14 protein-coding genes, 1 tRNA gene and 1 pseudogene are annotated in these 15,712 nt (G+C 70.0%); 7 read left to right on the forward strand and 9 right to left on the reverse strand.

The features are described from left to right. Window positions 1–122 precede the first annotated feature (122 nt). The 3 genes from OTB19_RS16415 to OTB19_RS16425 form a co-directional block, all read right to left on the reverse strand. On the reverse strand, window positions 123–782 hold the full coding sequence (locus tag OTB19_RS16415) for a response regulator transcription factor (protein ID WP_324289622.1): 660 nt from the start codon (window positions 780–782) through the stop codon (window positions 123–125). An 8-nt stretch (window positions 783–790) separates the two neighbouring features. Next, window positions 791–2,452, reverse strand: a complete 1,662-nt coding sequence (locus OTB19_RS16420) for a sensor histidine kinase (protein WP_267799045.1) — start codon at window positions 2,450–2,452, stop codon at window positions 791–793. A gap of 226 nt (window positions 2,453–2,678) precedes the next feature. Further along, window positions 2,679–2,761, reverse strand: a tRNA-Leu gene (locus tag OTB19_RS16425). 291 nt (window positions 2,762–3,052) lie between these two features. On the opposite strand from OTB19_RS16425, the gene OTB19_RS16430 reads away from it, so the two are divergent. The 6 genes from OTB19_RS16430 to pknB all read left to right on the forward strand — a co-directional run bounded on the left by OTB19_RS16430 (window position 3,053) and on the right by pknB (window position 11,141). Then, window positions 3,053–3,898 (forward strand): FhaA domain-containing protein, encoded by an 846-nt coding sequence (locus OTB19_RS16430; protein ID WP_267798987.1) that lies wholly within the window; start codon window positions 3,053–3,055, stop codon window positions 3,896–3,898. 10 nt (window positions 3,899–3,908) lie between these two features. After that, entirely contained in the window at window positions 3,909–4,406 is a 498-nt protein-coding gene (locus tag OTB19_RS16435; RefSeq protein ID WP_053675567.1) for an FHA domain-containing protein FhaB/FipA, read from the forward strand. A 144-nt stretch (window positions 4,407–4,550) separates the two neighbouring features. Further along, window positions 4,551–6,008, forward strand: a complete 1,458-nt coding sequence (locus tag OTB19_RS16440; protein ID WP_267798988.1) for a PP2C family protein-serine/threonine phosphatase — start codon at window positions 4,551–4,553, stop codon at window positions 6,006–6,008. Between the two features lie 31 nt (window positions 6,009–6,039). Further along, entirely contained in the window at window positions 6,040–7,464 is a 1,425-nt protein-coding gene (locus OTB19_RS16445) for an FtsW/RodA/SpoVE family cell cycle protein (RefSeq protein WP_267798989.1), read from the forward strand. Continuing rightward, on the forward strand, window positions 7,461–8,921 hold the full coding sequence (locus tag OTB19_RS16450; protein WP_267798990.1) for a peptidoglycan D,D-transpeptidase FtsI family protein: 1,461 nt from the start codon (window positions 7,461–7,463) through the stop codon (window positions 8,919–8,921). The genes OTB19_RS16445 and OTB19_RS16450 overlap by 4 nt, the downstream gene beginning before the upstream one ends. 192 nt (window positions 8,922–9,113) lie before the next feature. Beyond that, window positions 9,114–11,141 carry a Stk1 family PASTA domain-containing Ser/Thr kinase gene (gene pknB / locus OTB19_RS16455; protein ID WP_267798991.1) on the forward strand — a complete coding sequence of 676 codons (2,028 nt, stop codon included), beginning with the start codon at window positions 9,114–9,116 and terminating at the stop codon, window positions 11,139–11,141. 182 nt (window positions 11,142–11,323) lie between these two features. Here pknB and OTB19_RS16460 read toward each other — a convergent pair whose 3' ends face one another. The 6 genes and pseudogenes from OTB19_RS16460 to OTB19_RS16485 form a co-directional block, all read right to left on the reverse strand. Then, the gene (locus tag OTB19_RS16460; RefSeq protein WP_267798992.1) at window positions 11,324–12,061 is read right to left on the reverse strand and encodes a class E sortase; all 738 of its coding nucleotides are present in this window, start codon (window positions 12,059–12,061) and stop codon (window positions 11,324–11,326) included. A gap of 43 nt (window positions 12,062–12,104) precedes the next feature. Continuing rightward, window positions 12,105–12,779: pseudogene (locus OTB19_RS16465) on the reverse strand (class E sortase); the annotation flags it as partial. A gap of 143 nt (window positions 12,780–12,922) precedes the next feature. Further along, window positions 12,923–13,561, reverse strand: coding sequence for an aminodeoxychorismate/anthranilate synthase component II (locus tag OTB19_RS16470; RefSeq protein ID WP_267798993.1), 639 nt, complete (start codon window positions 13,559–13,561; stop codon window positions 12,923–12,925). Further along, the gene (locus OTB19_RS16475; protein WP_030011120.1) at window positions 13,558–13,734 is read right to left on the reverse strand and encodes a hypothetical protein; all 177 of its coding nucleotides are present in this window, start codon (window positions 13,732–13,734) and stop codon (window positions 13,558–13,560) included. Before OTB19_RS16475 ends, OTB19_RS16470 begins: the two co-directional genes overlap by 4 nt. A 79-nt stretch (window positions 13,735–13,813) precedes the next feature. Further along, window positions 13,814–14,566 (reverse strand): class E sortase, encoded by a 753-nt coding sequence (locus tag OTB19_RS16480; protein ID WP_267798994.1) that lies wholly within the window; start codon window positions 14,564–14,566, stop codon window positions 13,814–13,816. Then, the gene (locus OTB19_RS16485; RefSeq protein ID WP_267798995.1) at window positions 14,535–15,311 is read right to left on the reverse strand and encodes a DUF881 domain-containing protein; all 777 of its coding nucleotides are present in this window, start codon (window positions 15,309–15,311) and stop codon (window positions 14,535–14,537) included. Before OTB19_RS16485 ends, OTB19_RS16480 begins: the two co-directional genes overlap by 32 nt. Before the next feature lie 91 nt (window positions 15,312–15,402). On the opposite strand from OTB19_RS16485, the gene crgA reads away from it, so the two are divergent. Next, complete coding sequence (gene crgA / locus OTB19_RS16490; RefSeq protein ID WP_267798996.1) at window positions 15,403–15,657, forward strand: cell division protein CrgA; 255 nt, start codon at window positions 15,403–15,405, stop codon at window positions 15,655–15,657. Window positions 15,658–15,712 lie beyond the last annotated feature (55 nt).

Below are 15,712 nucleotides of genomic sequence, written 5' to 3' on the forward strand. Positions count from 1 at the left end.
TCCTCCCCACCGGCCTCCCCATCGGCAGTCCCGAGGACTGCCTTACCTGCGCCGGCACCCTCTACCTCGGCAGCCCGGCCTGACCGGCCCAACCCCCCTCCACGAACTTTCGCGGTGCAGCACTAGAGGCCCGCGTCCCTGGCCAGCAGGGCCGCCTGTACCCGGTTCTCGCACTCCAGCTTGGCCAGGATGCGGCTGACGTAGGTCTTCACCGTGGCCTCGCTCATGTGCAGTCGCCGTCCGGCCTCCGCGTTGGACAGTCCCTCGCCGAGCAACGCGAGCACCCCGCGTTCCCGCTCGCTCAGCCCGGCCACGCGTCGGCGGGCCTCCTCGCCCCGCCCGGTGGACTGCCCGGAGGCCAGCTGATCCACCACGTGCCGGGTCGCCGCGGGCGAGAGGTAGGCGTCGCCGGCCGCCGCGGCCCGTACCGCGCCGATCAGTTCACCCGGCGCGGAGTCCTTCAGCAGGAACCCGGCGCCGCCCTCGCCGAGTGCGCGCAGGACGTTCTCCCGCTCGCCGAAGGTGGTGAGGATCAGGGCCCGGACCTCGGGGACGGCGCGGCCCAGTTCACCCAGGGCCGTCAGCCCGTCCATCACCGGCATCTGGATGTCGAGCAGCACCACGTCCGGGTGGTGCGCCCGTGCCAGTTCCACCGCCTCCCGGCCGTTGGCCGCCTCCGCCACGACCTCGATGTCCGAAGCCGAGGTCAGGATCATCCTTATGCCCGCCCGGATCAGCGGCTCGTCGTCGGCGATCACGACGCGGATCACTCTGGGTGTCACCCGTGCTCCTACTGCTTGACCTCGTACGTCTGTTTGTCGACGAGCTTCCCGTCCTTGAAGCAGAACCGGTAAACCGTATCGGTGTTCAGGCGCGTCTCCTCCGTGGAGAGCAGCGCCACGCAGTCCGTGCCGGGCGGCTGCTTCGGCCCCTTCCCCTCCAGGCCCGACGTGAGGATGCTGTCCCCGTCGGGAAGGCGCCCGCGGACCGCGTCCTCCGCCTCGCCCACGTGCGTCGCGTCGTACTCGGACTCGCTGATCATGGCGTTGTTCGCGGAACCCACCAGCAGGGCCACGCCCGCCCCGATCACGATGACGAGCAGGATCACCGCGGCGACCGCGATGCCGCAGCCCAACGCGACCCCGCCGGTGCGGCTGCGGACCGCCAACTCCCGGTCGACGGCCGCCCAGTCCATCGGCGGCGCGCCCTTGAGACCCATCGCCTGCGTCTGCTGCCCGAAGTCGTCGGCCATGTCCTCGACCGTCCCGGCCGGTTCCGCGCCGTACGGCAGGACGCCCGCCACCCGGAACCCGCCGCCCTCGGTGGCCCCCGTGTGGACCATGCCGCCGACCAGGCGGGCCCGCTCGCGCAGCCCCGTCAGCCCCTGCCCGCCGGACACCACCTCGCCGGCTCCCGGGCCCTTCGCCGGGCCGTTGGCGATCTCCACCACCAGGGAGTCGTCCTCGTACCGCAGTTCCACCGTGATCCGCGCCCCCGGCGCGTGCTTGTAGGCGTTGGTCAGTGCCTCCTGCGCGATCCGGTACGCCGCGTGGTCGCACGCCGCCACCAGCGGCCGCTGCCGGCCCGAGACGGTCAGCCGTACGTCGGTGCCCGCGAGCCGGGCCGCCTCCACGATCCCGGCGATGCCGGCCACCCCGCGGGCGGCGGGCTGCGACGCCTCCTCCATGGGGACCGGTGCCTCGACCCCGTCACGCAGGATCCCGACCACCTCGCGCAGTTCGTGCATCGCGGCCACCGAGGCGTGCCGCAGCACACCCACCGCCTCGCGCTGCCGGTCGGTGAGTTTCGGGTCCACCTCAAGGGCGCCGGTGTGCACGGAGATCAGCGCGAGTTGGTGGCCCAGGCTGTCGTGCATGTCCTGCGCGATGCGCTGCCGTTCCCGCAGCCGGGCCTGCCCGGCGACCATCGCCCGCTCGCGCATCAGTTGTCCGTTGCGCTCCTGGAGGGCGCGCAGCAACGTACGGCGCTGGGACCAGTACCGGCTGGCGAGACCCGGCATGACCGTGACGGCAAGGAACATCAGCGTGGAGAACACGATCGTCAGAAGGAGCCGCGTGTGCGACCACTCGACCACCACGCTGAAGCCGACCTCGGCGACGAAGGCGGCCGTGAAGGCTCCCAGGGCCCGACCGACGTCCTCGATCCGGCGCCCCGCCGACCAGCCCAGCAGGGCCGTGATCAGGAACGTTCCGGGCAGGAACGGCGAGACCGCCGCACCCACGATCAACGTCGTGGCGGGCAACCGCCGGCGCAGCAGCGTCAGCGCCACCACCACGAGAGCACCGGTCAGCATCCGCAGCGTGGTGCCGTTGTCCAGCTCCTCGATCCCCAGGCCGAGCAGGGCGACCACACCGGCCAGCGCCAGGTCCCCCGCCACCGTCCGAGGGGACCAGGGCTCCGGCCCCCTCAGCCAGTCCCGGCCCGCCCGCATCCTCGCCGTCGCTTCCACGCGCCCGACCCTAGACACCCGCACGCGTCGCCCACCGCTCTCTTTCGTCGCGCCCCGCCCGACGAAAGTCTGACGACGACGAGAAGACCCGGGGAGAGAGCGCCGTCATACATCGACTTCCGGACATGACGAAAGAACCCCCACTCCGGATCTCTCCGGAGTGGGGGTTCTCTCAATTCGCACCGAGTGGTTCGAGGACCATTCGAAGTGGGCGAGGGGGGATTTGAACCCCCACGTCCCGAAGGACACTGGCACCTGAAGCCAGCGCGTCTGCCGTTCCGCCACTCGCCCGAGCGGCTACCAGTGGATCTTCCCTTTCGGGCCGTTCCCCTGGCGACGTCGAAAGATTAGCACGCCAGACGGGGTGGAATCACATCCCATTTCCCGCTCCCCCCACCTCACCCTCGACAGCCCCTCCCGTACTCCCGTCCCGGTGCGGGACACTGTCCCTTGAGCGCCCCTACGATCGCTTGTGAGGACCAACACTCATCGGCACGAGGCCGAAGGGGAACCAGCCGAATCCGCCACGCGTGGATACGATCAGTAAGCAGTACAGGGCGACAACGACGGAGGAGGTGCCCCATGGGAGTCCTGAAGCGGTTCGAGCAGCGACTCGAAGGTCTGGTGAACGGCACCTTCGCCAAGGTGTTCAAGTCCGAGGTCCAGCCGGTGGAGATCGCCGGCGCCCTCCAGCGGGAGTGCGACAACAACGCCACCATCTGGAACCGCGAGCGGACCGTCGTACCCAACGACTTCATCGTGGAACTCAGCGCCGGCGACTACGACCGCCTGAGTCCCTACTCCGGTCAGCTCGGCGACGAGCTCGCGGGCCTCGTCCGCGACTACGCCAAGCAGCAGCGCTACAGCTTCATGGGACCGATCAAGGTCCACCTGGAGAAGGCCGACGACCTCGACACGGGCCTCTACCGCGTCCGAAGCCGTACGCTCGCCTCCAGCACCTCACAGCCCGGCGGCGGCCCCCAGGGGCAGGCCCCGGCTCCCGACAGCCCGCAGGGCGGATACGGGTACCCCCCGGTCGCCGCCCCGCCCATGCCCAGCGCCCCGCCCCCCGGCGGACCCGGCGCCCGCAGGGCCGCCCCAGGCGGCCCCGGCGGAGCGGCCCCCATGACTTCCGGCGGCGCCGGCACCACGCGCCGCTGGATCGAGATCAACGGCACCCGCCATCAGATCTCGCGCGGCACGCTCGTACTCGGCCGAAGCACCGAGGCCGATGTGCGGATCGACGACCCCGGCGTTTCCCGCCGGCACTGTGAGATCCGGACCGGAACGCCCCCGACGATCCAGGATCTGGGGTCCACCAACGGCATCGTGGTGGACGGGCAGCACACCACCCGCGCTACGCTCCGCGACGGCTCGCGGATCGTCGTGGGCAGCACCACCATCATTTATCGGCAAGCCGAAGGGTGAAGCGGGGGCAATGTCAGAGCTGACCCTGACGGTCATGCGGTTGGGTTTCCTGGCCGTTTTGTGGCTGTTCGTCATCGTGGCCGTCCAGGTCATTCGCAGCGACCTCTTCGGAACGCGAGTCACGCAACGCGGCTCCCGCCGGGGCGGCGCCAACAGCGCTCCGCAACAGGCGGGGCGGCAGTCCGCGCCGCCGCAGCAGCGCCAGCGGCGCGGTGCGCCGACCAAGCTGGTCGTCTCGGAGGGCACCCTCACGGGCACCACCGTGGCCCTCGCCGGGCAGACGATCACGCTCGGCCGCGCACACGACTCCACGATCGTGCTGGACGACGACTACGCGTCGAGCCGTCATGCCAGGATCTACCCGGATCGTGACGGCCAGTGGATCGTCGAGGATCTCGGGTCCACCAACGGCACGTATCTCGACCGGACCCGGCTGACCACCCCGACGCCCATCCCGCCGGGCGCCCCGATCCGCATCGGCAAGACCGTCATCGAGCTGCGGAAGTAGTACGAGAATGAGCGAGCGGAGCGAGCGAGCCGCGGCGGTCCGTCCCACCGGGGACTGCGACCGGAGCGCGCTCCCGACCGGAGGGTGGGCAGTGTGGCTCGAGACCGGTTGTACCCGGAGGCATCGTCGACAGGGCAGGTGCGCATGAGTCTGTCCCTGCGGTTCGCCGCCGGATCGCACAAGGGCATGATCCGCGAGGGGAACGAGGACTCCGGCTACGCCGGTCCCCGTCTCCTGGCGATCGCCGACGGCATGGGCGGCCAGGCCGCCGGTGAGGTCGCGAGCTCCGAGGTGATCTCCACGCTCGTGCAGCTCGACGACGACGTCCCGGGCTCCGACATCCTCACCGCGCTCAGCGTGGCCGTGCAGCGCGCCAACGACCAGTTGCGCGTCATGGTCGAGGAGGACCCCCAGCTCGAAGGCATGGGCACCACGCTCACCGCCCTGCTGTGGACCGGTCAGCGGCTCGGCCTCGTGCACGTCGGCGACTCCCGTGCCTACCTGCTCCGCGACGGTGTCCTCACGCAGATCACCCAGGACCACACCTGGGTGCAACGGCTCGTCGACGAGGGCCGGATCACCGAGGAGGAAGCCACCACCCACCCGCAGCGCTCGCTGCTGATGCGTGCGCTCGGCAGCGGCGACATCGTCGAACCCGACCTGTCGATCCGCGAGGTCCGCGCCGGCGACCGCTACCTCATCTGCTCCGACGGGCTCTCCGGCGTGGTCTCCCACCAGACCCTGGAGGAGACCCTCGCCGACTACCACGGCCCTCACGAGACGGTGCAGGCGCTGATCCAACTCGCCCTGCGCGGGGGCGGACCCGACAACATCACCTGCATCGTCGCCGACGTCCTCGACACCGACAGCGGCGACACCCTGGCCGCGCAGATCAACGACAGCCCGGTCGTGGTGGGCGCGGTCGCCGAGAACCAGCACCAGCTGTTCGACGGCAACGCCATGCAGACCCCGGCCGGTCGCGCCTCCGGGCTCGGCCGCCAGGCCTCCCCGCCCGCGGGCTCCTTCGGCCCTCCCGGCAGCGGCGAGGCCACCGGTTACGGCTACCCCGAACAGGAGCAGGGCCAGGGCGGCGGCGCGTACGGCGGCTTCGGCGAACCCGACGCCTACGACGCCGAAGAGGACACCTACGACCACCCGCGCAGACGTCGCGGCAAAGGGCGCAAGTGGACCGTGCGCACGCTGCTCCTGCTGCTCGTGGCCGGGCTCGTCGGCGGCGGCGTGTACGCCGGGCACCGGTGGACGCAGACCCAGTTCTACGTGGGCGTCAAGGACGAGCACGTCGCGCTGTACCGCGGCATCAGCCAGAACCTCGCGTGGATCCACCTCTCGAAGGTCGAAGTGGATCACCCCGACATCGAACTCAAGTACCTGCCGCCCTTCAAGCGCAAGCAGGTCGAGGCCACCATCAGCGAGGACAGCCTCGACGGGGCACGTCAGAAGATCGACGAGCTCAGCACGCAGGTGTCCGCCTGCAAGAAGGACGAAGCCCGCCGCGCCGCCGAGGCGAAGCCCAGCACGACACCCGGCCCCAGCCTGACTGCCGCCGAGCAGCAACTGGCCGGCCAGTGCGAAAAGCAGTAGAGATACGCGGGCGCAGGGGGCCTGCCACACCATGAGCGTTGTCACCAACACGACCACCATCGGCGCCATCGAGGCGCCGAGCCGGCGGAACACCGAGCTCCTGCTGCTCGGCTTCGCCGTGGTCATCCCGATCTTCGCCTACGCCAACGTGGGCCTGGCCATGAACGGCTCCCTGCCCCCGGGCATGGTGACGTACGGCCTGGGCCTCGGCGTCCTGGCCGGTCTCGCGCACGTCGCCGTGCGTCGCTACGCGAAGTACGCCGATCCGCTGCTGCTGCCGCTGGCCACCCTGCTCAACGGCCTCGGGCTGGTGCTGATCTACCGGCTCGACCAGTCCGAGCGGCTGCAGAACCTCGCCAAGCGGAGCTTCGGCGCGTTCTCCGAGTCGGCGCCGCGGCAGATGATGTACACGGCGATGGCGCTGGCCATGTTCGTGGGCGTGCTGCTGGTCCTCAAGGACCACCGGGTGCTCCAGCGGTTCACGTACATCTCGATGGCGGCCGCGCTGGTCCTGCTGATCCTGCCCGTCGTCCCGGGCCTCGGCGCCGACGTGTTCGGCGCGAAGATCTGGATCAGCGTCGGCGGTTTCTCCATCCAGCCGGGCGAGTTCGCGAAGATCGTCATCGCGATCTTCTTCGCCGGCTACCTGATGGTCAAGCGTGACGCCCTGGCCCTGGCCAGCCGCCGCTTCATGGGTCTCTACCTGCCGCGCGGCCGTGACCTCGGCCCGATCCTGATGATCTGGGCGATGAGCCTGCTCGTCCTCATCTTCGAGAACGACCTCGGTACCTCGCTGCTGTTCTTCGGCATGTTCGTGATCATGCTGTACGTCGCCACCGAGCGCACGAGCTGGATCGTCATCGGTCTGCTCATGTCGGTCGGCGGCGCCGTCGTCGTCGGCACCACCGCGAGCCACGTCAAGGCCCGTGTGGACGCCTGGCTCGACCCCTTCGCGTGCTACGCCAAGTCCGGTGCCTGCGAGCAGGTCGGCCAGTCGATCATGAGCTTCGGTTCCGGCGGTGTGCTCGGCACCGGCTGGGGGCAGGGCAACTCCGACCTGATCGGCTTCGCCGCCAACTCCGACTTCATCTTCTCCACGGTCGGCGAAGAACTCGGCCTGGCCGGCGTGATGGCCTTCCTGCTGATCTACGGCCTGATCATCGAGCGCGGTGCCCGCACCGCCCTCGCCGCCCGGGACCCCTTCGGCAAGCTGTTCGCCATCGGTCTCTCCGGCGCCTTCGCGATCCAGATCTTCGTCGTCGCCGGCGGAGTCATGGGCCTCATCCCCCTCACCGGCATGACGATGCCCTTCCTCGCGTCGGGCGGCTCCTCCGTCCTCGCGAACTGGGTGCTCATCGCCATCCTCATCCGGATCAGCGACACCGCACGGCGCCCCGCTCCGGCTCCCGCCCCGTCCCCCGACTCCGAGATGACCCAGGTGGTTCGTCCGTCATGAACAAGCCCCTGCGTCGCATCTCGCTGTTCTGCGGTCTCCTCGTCCTCGCGCTGCTCGTGCGGACCAACTGGTTGCAGTACGTCCAGGCCGAGGACCTCAGCACGCGCAAGGAGAACCGCCGGGTCCAGATCGCCCAGTACGCGACGGAGCGCGGCAACATCATCGTCGGGGGCAAGCCGATCACCGGCTCCTCCGTGACCGACGGCAGCGACTTCAAGTACAAGCGGACCTACCTCGACGGCCCGCTGTGGGCGCCCGTCACCGGATACGCCTCGCAGGCGTTCGGTTCCACCCAGTTGGAGAGCCTGGACGACGGCATCCTCACCGGCAACGACGACCGGCTGTTCTTCGACCGCACCATCGGCATGTTCACCGGCGAGAAGAAGCAGGGCGGCAACGTCGTCACCACCCTGAACGCCGCCGCGCAGAAGGCCGCGTTCGAGAAGCTGGGCAACAAGAAGGGTGCCGTCGCGGCGCTCGACCCGCGCACGGGCGCCATCCTGGCCCTGGTCAGCACGCCCTCGTACGACCCGTCCAGCTTCGCCGGCTTCTCGAAGAACGACGAGAAGGCCTGGGTCCAGCTGAAGGACAGCGAGGACAAGAACCTCGTCAACCGCGCCCTGCGCGAGACCTACCCGCCGGGCTCCACCTTCAAGGTGGTCACGGCCGCCGCCGCCCTGGAGCACGGCGTGGTGAGCGACGTCAACGCCGCCACGGACACTCCCGAGCCGTACATGCTGCCGGGCACCCGGACCCCGATGGTGAACCACGCGAGCGGCTGCGAGAAGGCGACGCTGAACTTCGCGCTCCAGGTCTCCTGCAACTCCGTGTTCGCGAACATGGGCGACAAGGTCGGCCGCGACAAGATGGTCGAGACCGCCCAGAAGTTCGGCTTCAACAGCACCGTCGACACCCCGGTCCGCGCCTTCGCCAGCGTCTACGACAAGACGATGGGCAAGGACGGCAACGCGCAGAGCTCCATCGGCCAGTTCAACACCGCCGCCACCCCGCTCCAGATGGCCATGGTCACCGCCGCCATCGCGAACGACGGCAAGCTGATGAAGCCGTACATGGTCGACGAGCTGACCGCTCCCAATCTCGACACCGTCGAGAAGCACGAGCCGCAGGAGATGAGCCGCCCGCTCTCGGCCGCGAACGCGCAGAAGGTCCAGCAGATGATGGTCAACGTCGTCGAGAAGGGCACGGGCACTCCGGCCAAGATCAAGGACGTCGTCGTCGGCGGCAAGACCGGCACCGCGCAGCACGGCGAGAAGAACGCCAAGCGCCCCTACGCCTGGTTCATCTCCTACGCCGAGAACCCGGACGGCACCTCGCCCGTCGCCGTCGCCGTCGTGATCGAGGACAGCGCCGCCGAACGCGAGGACATCAGCGGCGGCGGCCTGGCCGCGCCCGTCGCGAAGGCCGTCATGGAAGCCGTACTGAAGAGCAAGGGATGAGCGTCCGCCGGCACGGCGGGGAGGGTGATCCGGACCACTGATCCGGTCCGGATCGGAGCGTACGGTACCGGTCGGGTATCAGCCTGTGGTCACGAACCGATCACCCACGATCGGCCGGTAGCCTTTGCGCGAACAGCACACCGCCGGACCACACACCGGTGCGGTCGGGACTGACGGAGAGGGCTGCAAGTTATGGAAGAGCCGCGTCGCCTCGGCGGGCGGTACGAGCTGAGCCACGTGCTCGGCCGTGGTGGCATGGCCGAGGTCTACCTCGGTCACGACACCCGGCTCGGCCGTACCGTCGCCGTGAAGACCCTGCGAGCGGACCTCGCCCGCGACCCGTCCTTCCAGGCCCGGTTCCGCCGCGAGGCCCAGTCCGCCGCGTCGCTGAACCACCCGGCGATCGTCGCCGTCTACGACACCGGCGAGGACTACGTCGACAACATCTCCATCCCGTACATCGTGATGGAGTACGTCGACGGGTCCACCCTGCGCGAGCTGCTGCACTCCGGGCGCAAGCTGCTGCCCGAGCGCACGCTCGAAATGTGCATCGGCATCCTCCAGGCCCTGGAGTACTCCCACCGCGCCGGCATCGTGCACCGCGACATCAAGCCCGCGAACGTGATGCTGACCCGCACCGGCCAGGTCAAGGTCATGGACTTCGGCATCGCCCGCGCCATGGGCGACTCCGGCATGACCATGACGCAGACCTCCGCCGTCATCGGCACCGCCCAGTACCTCTCCCCGGAGCAGGCCAAGGGCGAGCAGGTCGACGCACGCTCCGACCTCTACTCGGCCGGCTGCCTGCTGTACGAACTCCTCAGCGTCCGGCCGCCGTTCGTCGGCGACTCCCCCGTGGCCGTCGCCTACCAGCACGTCCGGGAAGAGCCGCAGCCCCCCTCGAACTTCGACCCCGAGATCACGCCCGTGATGGACGCCATCGTCCTCAAGGCCCTGGTCAAGGACCCCGACTACCGCTACCAGTCCGCCGACGAGATGCGCGCGGACATCGAGGCCTGCCTCGACGGCCAGCCCGTCACCGCGACCGCCTCCATGGGCGCGGCCGGCTACGGCTACCCCGACCAGGGCGGCTACGGCCACCAGGGGGGCTACGACCAGCCCACCACCGCCCTGCGCACGGCGGATTCCGGCCAGACGTCGATGATGCCGCCGACGGGTTCGGGCGACGGCGGGTACGGGTACGGCGACCAGGGCCACGGCCGCCGGCCGCAGAAGAAGAGCCGCGCCTCGACGATCCTGCTGGTCCTGGCGGGCATCCTCGTCCTGGTCGGCGCCATCCTCATCGGCAGGACCCTCTTCGAGGGGAAGGGCACCGACAACCGGCCCAGCGTGCCCAAGCTGGTCGGCGACACCCTGGCCGCGGCCCAGGAACGGGGCAAGAACATCGGCCTCCAGGTGGTCCAGGGCGGCGAGATGGAGTGCGACAACCAGCCGAAGGGCAAGATCTGCGAGCAGGATCCGGCCGCCGACACCAAGGTGGACAAGGGCAGTAGCGTCACCGTCAAGATCTCCTCGGGCGCGCCCAAGGTGGCCGTCATCGACGTGCGCAGCCTGGAGTTCGACAAGGCCGAGGCGGATCTGAAGGCCAAGGGCTTCGAGGTCCAGAAGAAGACGGTGGAGTCGGACCGTCCCGCGGGCATCGTCCTCGAACAGGACCCGAAGTCGGGCACCGAGGCCGAGAAGGGTTCCACGGTCACGCTGACGGTGGCCAAGGAGTTCTCGAAGGGCACGGTCCCGGACCTCACCGGCAAGAACCAGGCCCAGGCCGCGAAGGCGCTCCAGGACGCCAAGCTGAAGCTGGGCAGCGTCACCGAGGAGGACGCCCCCGCCGGCACGCCGGCGAAGACGGTCTTCAAGCAGCAGTACAAGCCGGGCGAGGCCTTGGACAAGGACACCACGGTCAACATCACCGTCGCCAAGGAGCAGGTGGCCCCGGTCGCCGTGCCGGCGTTGACCGGTCAGACCGTGGGTCAGGCGAAGCAGACCCTCCAGGGGGTCGGCCTGTCCTTCGGCGCGGTGCTCAGCGGTCCGTCGGAGGACGACGCGGTGGTGTTCGACTCCAACCCCGGCGTCGGCAGCCAGGTCCCGGGCGGCACCGTCATCAACGTCCGTACCTTCCCCAAGGGCGGCGGTAACAACGGGGGCAACGGCGGCAACAACGGCGGCAACGGGGGCTTCATCGGCGGCCTCGGCCGCTGACCGACCCCGCCCCGCCGGCGCGACACGCAGAAGGGCCCGGCCCCCTCCCGATGGGAGGGGGCCGGGCCCCTTTCCGTCACTTGTGCCCCAGAGGGGCTCACAGGCCCCTTCCAGGGCCGTCCGGGGGATGCCCCGGGGCCCCCCGGGGGCCGGGATGCCCCGGGGGCGGCCGGGGCGGGACGTCAGCGCAGTTCCGCCGGCGGGGTGCGGTCGCCGTCCACCTTCTCGGTCCGCTGCAACTCGCCCCAGACGATGTACCGGTACTTCGAGGTGTACACCGGCGTGCAGGTGGTGAGCGTGATGTAGCGGCCGGCGACGGTCCGGCCCGACTCCTTGGGGATCGGGCCGAGTACGTCCACGTTGTACTTCGAGGTCTGGCGCAGCTCCGCGAAGACCTTGTACACGTACCAGGTGTCGCGCGTCTCGAAGACGATCGCGTCGCCGTTGCGCAGCTTGTCGATGTTGTGGAACTTGGCGCCGTGCCCGTCCCGGTGCGCCGCCAGCGAGAAGTTGCCCTTGGCGTCCCACGGCAGCGCGGACTTGACCGGCTCCGTGTAGTAGCCGGCGACCCCGTCGTTCAGGACGTCCGGGGCGATGCCGGGCTTGACCAGCACCTCGCCGTTCTTCATCGCGGGCACGTGGAGGAAGCCGATGCCGCCCTGGGTGTCGAGCGCCCCCGGCCCGGCGGGCTTCTGGTCGGAGGGCGCGGGCGTGCGCTGCCACTGCTCGCGGACGGCGTCGCCCTTGGCCGACGCGTGCCGGTCGGCGAGCACGTTCGTCCACCACAGCGAGTAGGCGACGAACAGGCCCAGGACCAGTCCGACGGTGATCAGGAGTTCGCCCAGCAGGCTCAGGAAACCGGCGAGCACGCCGCGGTTGCGGGTCGGCGGTGCGGAACGGCGGCGGCGGGCACGGGACACTGCGGATTCGTCCTCTACGACGTACGAGCGCTCGGGCGGCTCTTCACGGGCTCTTCAGCGCGGGCGGAGCGCCCTGGCTGCGGGGGCGTTCCTCGACCATCCTGCCCCATACGATCATCCGGTAGGTGCTGGTGAACTCGGGGGTGCAGGTCGTCAGTGTGAGGTACCGGCCCGGGGTCGTGAAGCCGGAACCCTCCGGCACGGGCTTGATCACCGACACGTTCGCGGGCGAGGTCTGCGCCAACGCCGAGGTCATCTCGTACGTGTAGTACGTGTCGCGCGTCTCCACCACGATCGGGTCCCCGGGCACCAGCTTGTTGATGTAGCGGAACGGCTCCCCGTGGGTGTTCCGGTGCCCGGCCACCGCGAAGTTGCCCTGCTTGTCCGCCGGCATCGCCGTCTTCAGCGCGCCCTCGGAGTAGTGCCCGACGAGCCCCTTGTCCAGCACCCTGGGCTTGCTGATGCCCTCGGCCACCGGCACCTTCACGTCCAGCTTCGGGATGTACATGATCGCGAAGCCCTGTCCCGGCTCGAAGGCCTCGACCTGCGGCGCGGCGGCGGCGCCCGGGTCTCGCTCCCAGTTCTGGCGCAGCGATCCGGCGGCTCCGTCCACCGCCCGTTCCGCCAGCAGGTTCGTGTACCAGAGCTGGTAGGTGACGAACAGCAGCATCACGAGGCCCGTCGTGATGAACAGCTCCCCGAGCGCCCGGCTGAGCACCACCAGCGGGCCGCCCGAGCGCGGGGGCCGACGCCGGCGTCCGCCCCGCCTGCGCCCCCGCGCGTGGGAGCGCTTCGCGGCCTCCTGTGCCGCCCTGCGCCGCGCGGCCCGTCCCTCCGTGGGCACGGACGGCGCGACCGCCGTCACGCGACGGCCTTGCCCACCACCGGGGCCAGCCCCACCGAACGCCCGACGGCCCCGGTGTCACCGCAGCGCACGAGCCAGTTGGCGAGCATCCGGTGGCCCCACTCGGTCAGTACCGACTCGGGGTGGAACTGGACGCCCTCGACGTCGTGCTCGCGGTGCCGGAGCCCCATGATGATGCCGTCCTCGGTGCGCGCGGTGACCTCCAGCACGTCCGGCAGGGTCTGCGGCTCGGCGGCGAGCGAGTGGTAGCGGGTCGCGATGAACGGCGAGGGCAGTCCCTCGAAGACCCCGAGCCCCTCGTGCGTCACGGGCGAGGTCTTGCCGTGCAGCAGCTCGGGCGCCCGGCCCACGACCCCTCCGTAGGCGACGGCCATGGACTGCATGCCGAGGCAGACGCCGAAGACCGGCACACCGGTCTCCGCGCAGTGCCGCACCATGTCGACGCAGACGCCGGCCTCCTCGGGGGTACCGGGTCCGGGCGACAGGAGCACCCCGTCGAAGCCGTCCTGCGCGTGCGCGAGCTCGACCTCGTCGTTGCGCAGCACCTCGCATTCGGCGCCGAGCTGGTAGAGGTACTGGACCAGATTGAAGACAAAGCTGTCGTAGTTGTCGACAACCAGAATGCGCGCGCTCACGGAGTGGCTCCCGATCCCTCGTCCACCGTCACATCGTTGAACGGAAGGAGCGGCTCGGCCCAGGGGAAGACGTACTGGAAGAGCACGAAGACCACCGCGAGGACCAGTACGAGAGAGATCAGCGCGCGGACCCACGCGTTGCCGGGCAGGTGCCGCCAGATCCAGCCGTACATTCCGTCCGCGTCCCTTTCGTCCCACGCACCGCGGGGGCGGTACCGCAACAGACTAAAGGCAGCGGCCCGACGACAGGGGTCAGCTCGACAAACCCTCGGGTTCGCCCTCGGCGGCTGCCCTGGTGCCCGTGAGTTCGGCCCAGACGATCAGCCGGTGGCTGTGGCCCCATTCCGGATCGCAGGTGGTCAGGGTCAGGTAGCGGCCGGGGGTGGTGAAGGGGGAGCGCGCGGGCACCGCGTCGACCACCCCGGTCTCGCCGGGCAGGGTGCGCAGCGGCGCGGCCCGGACGGTGTACGTGTACCAGGTCGTCGCGTCCTTGAGGATCACGTCGTCCCCCGGGCGCAGCTCGGGGATGTCCTTGAAGGGGTCCCCGTAGGTCCGCCGGTGCCCGGCGACCGCGAAGTTCCCGCTCTCGCCGAGCCGGCCGCTGCCCGGGTAGTGGCCGAGGCCCTTCTTGAGCAGCTCGGTGCCGGTGCCCTCCAGCACGGGCTTGTTCCAGTCCCGACCGAAGCGGGGCACGTACATCTCGGCGAAGGCCCGGCCCTCGGGGATCCGCGCGGGCGCCGGCCGCGTCGAGGGGCTCGTCGAGGGTCTCGGGGCGGCGGTCGTCGGCACCGATGCGGGTGCGTGGGCGGCGGGGGCGGCCCAGCGGTCGCGCATCCGGGCCATCTCCCCGTCCATGGCCCGGTCGGCCTTGACCCCGGTCCACAGGAGCACGTACGCGACGAACAACACGATCACCGTGCCGACGGTCAGACACACCTCGCTGAACGTCCGTACCAGCAGACGCAGTACGACGTCAGGGCGTGGCGGATTCCACGGGCTTCGCATAGTGGAGGTCCACTGTGCCGGAGTAGGCGGGGAGTGTCAGCTCCTTGTGCTCCTCCACTTTCCAGCCGAGCCCGTACGCGTTCACGTACAGCTGGTAGTTCTGCAGGGCGGGCGAGGCCGCCAAGGCCTTGCGCAACGCGCGCGGGTCGCCGACCGCGGACACCTTGTAGGGGGGCGAGTAGACCCGGCCCTGGAGGATCAGCGTGTTGCCCACGCAGCGCACGGCGCTGGTGGCGATCAGCCGCTGGTCCATGACCTCGATGCCCTGGGCGCCGCCGAGCCACAGCGCGTTCACCACGGCCTGGAGGTCCTGCTGGTGGATGACGAGGTCGTTGGGCTGCGGTTCGGGAACGTTGGGGATGCGGGCCGTGGCGTTCGGCGGCGCGTCGTTGAGCGTGACCGTCAGACCCTTGCCGGACAGCTCCTCGGTGCCCGAGGCTGTGCGCAGGGCGGCCAGCTTGGCGTCCTCGGCCCTGGTGCTCCCGTCGTCGCGCTCCGCGAGGGCGTCCACCTGTTCGCGCACGGCCGCGGTGGTCCGCTCCAGCTCCGCGTTGTCCTGGCTGCGCTCGTGGATGAGGTCGGACAGCTTCAGGAGTGAGCCGTCCGTGCGAATGTTCGTACCCTTGGACGTGTTGAAACTGGTGACGAAGATGAGGCCGGCCAGGGCGAAAACGGCAGCGGTCAACAACCGGACGGGCCTGGCCCGGCCACGGGGACCCGCGGAGGAGTCGTCGGAATTGCTCAACGTAGCCTTCTCCTTCAACGCCACAGGTCCACTACGCTAACGGACGCCCGGGGCAGGCAAGGTCCCCAGCGCATCGACAGGAGAGCCCCTCGTGCCGAAGTCACGTATCCGCAAGAAGGACGACTACACCCCGCCGCCCACGCGGCAGGCGCAGACGATCAGGCTGACGAACCGGAGCTGGGTGGCCCCGGTCATGCTGGCCTTCTTCCTGATCGGTCTGGCCTGGATCGTCGTCTTCTACGTGACCGATACCCAGCTGCCGATCGAGGCGCTGGGCAATTGGAACATCGTGGTCGGATTCGGGTTCATCGCGGCCGGGTTCGGCGTCTCCACGCAGTGGAAGTAGCCCTCCCCACGCGGTGCGGGTAGTCCCGCGCGCTTAGCGCAGCGGGACTGCCGAG

Source organism: Streptomyces sp. H27-H5 (genome assembly GCF_026627505.1).
Taxonomy (GTDB): Bacteria; Actinomycetota; Actinomycetes; order Streptomycetales; family Streptomycetaceae; genus Streptomyces.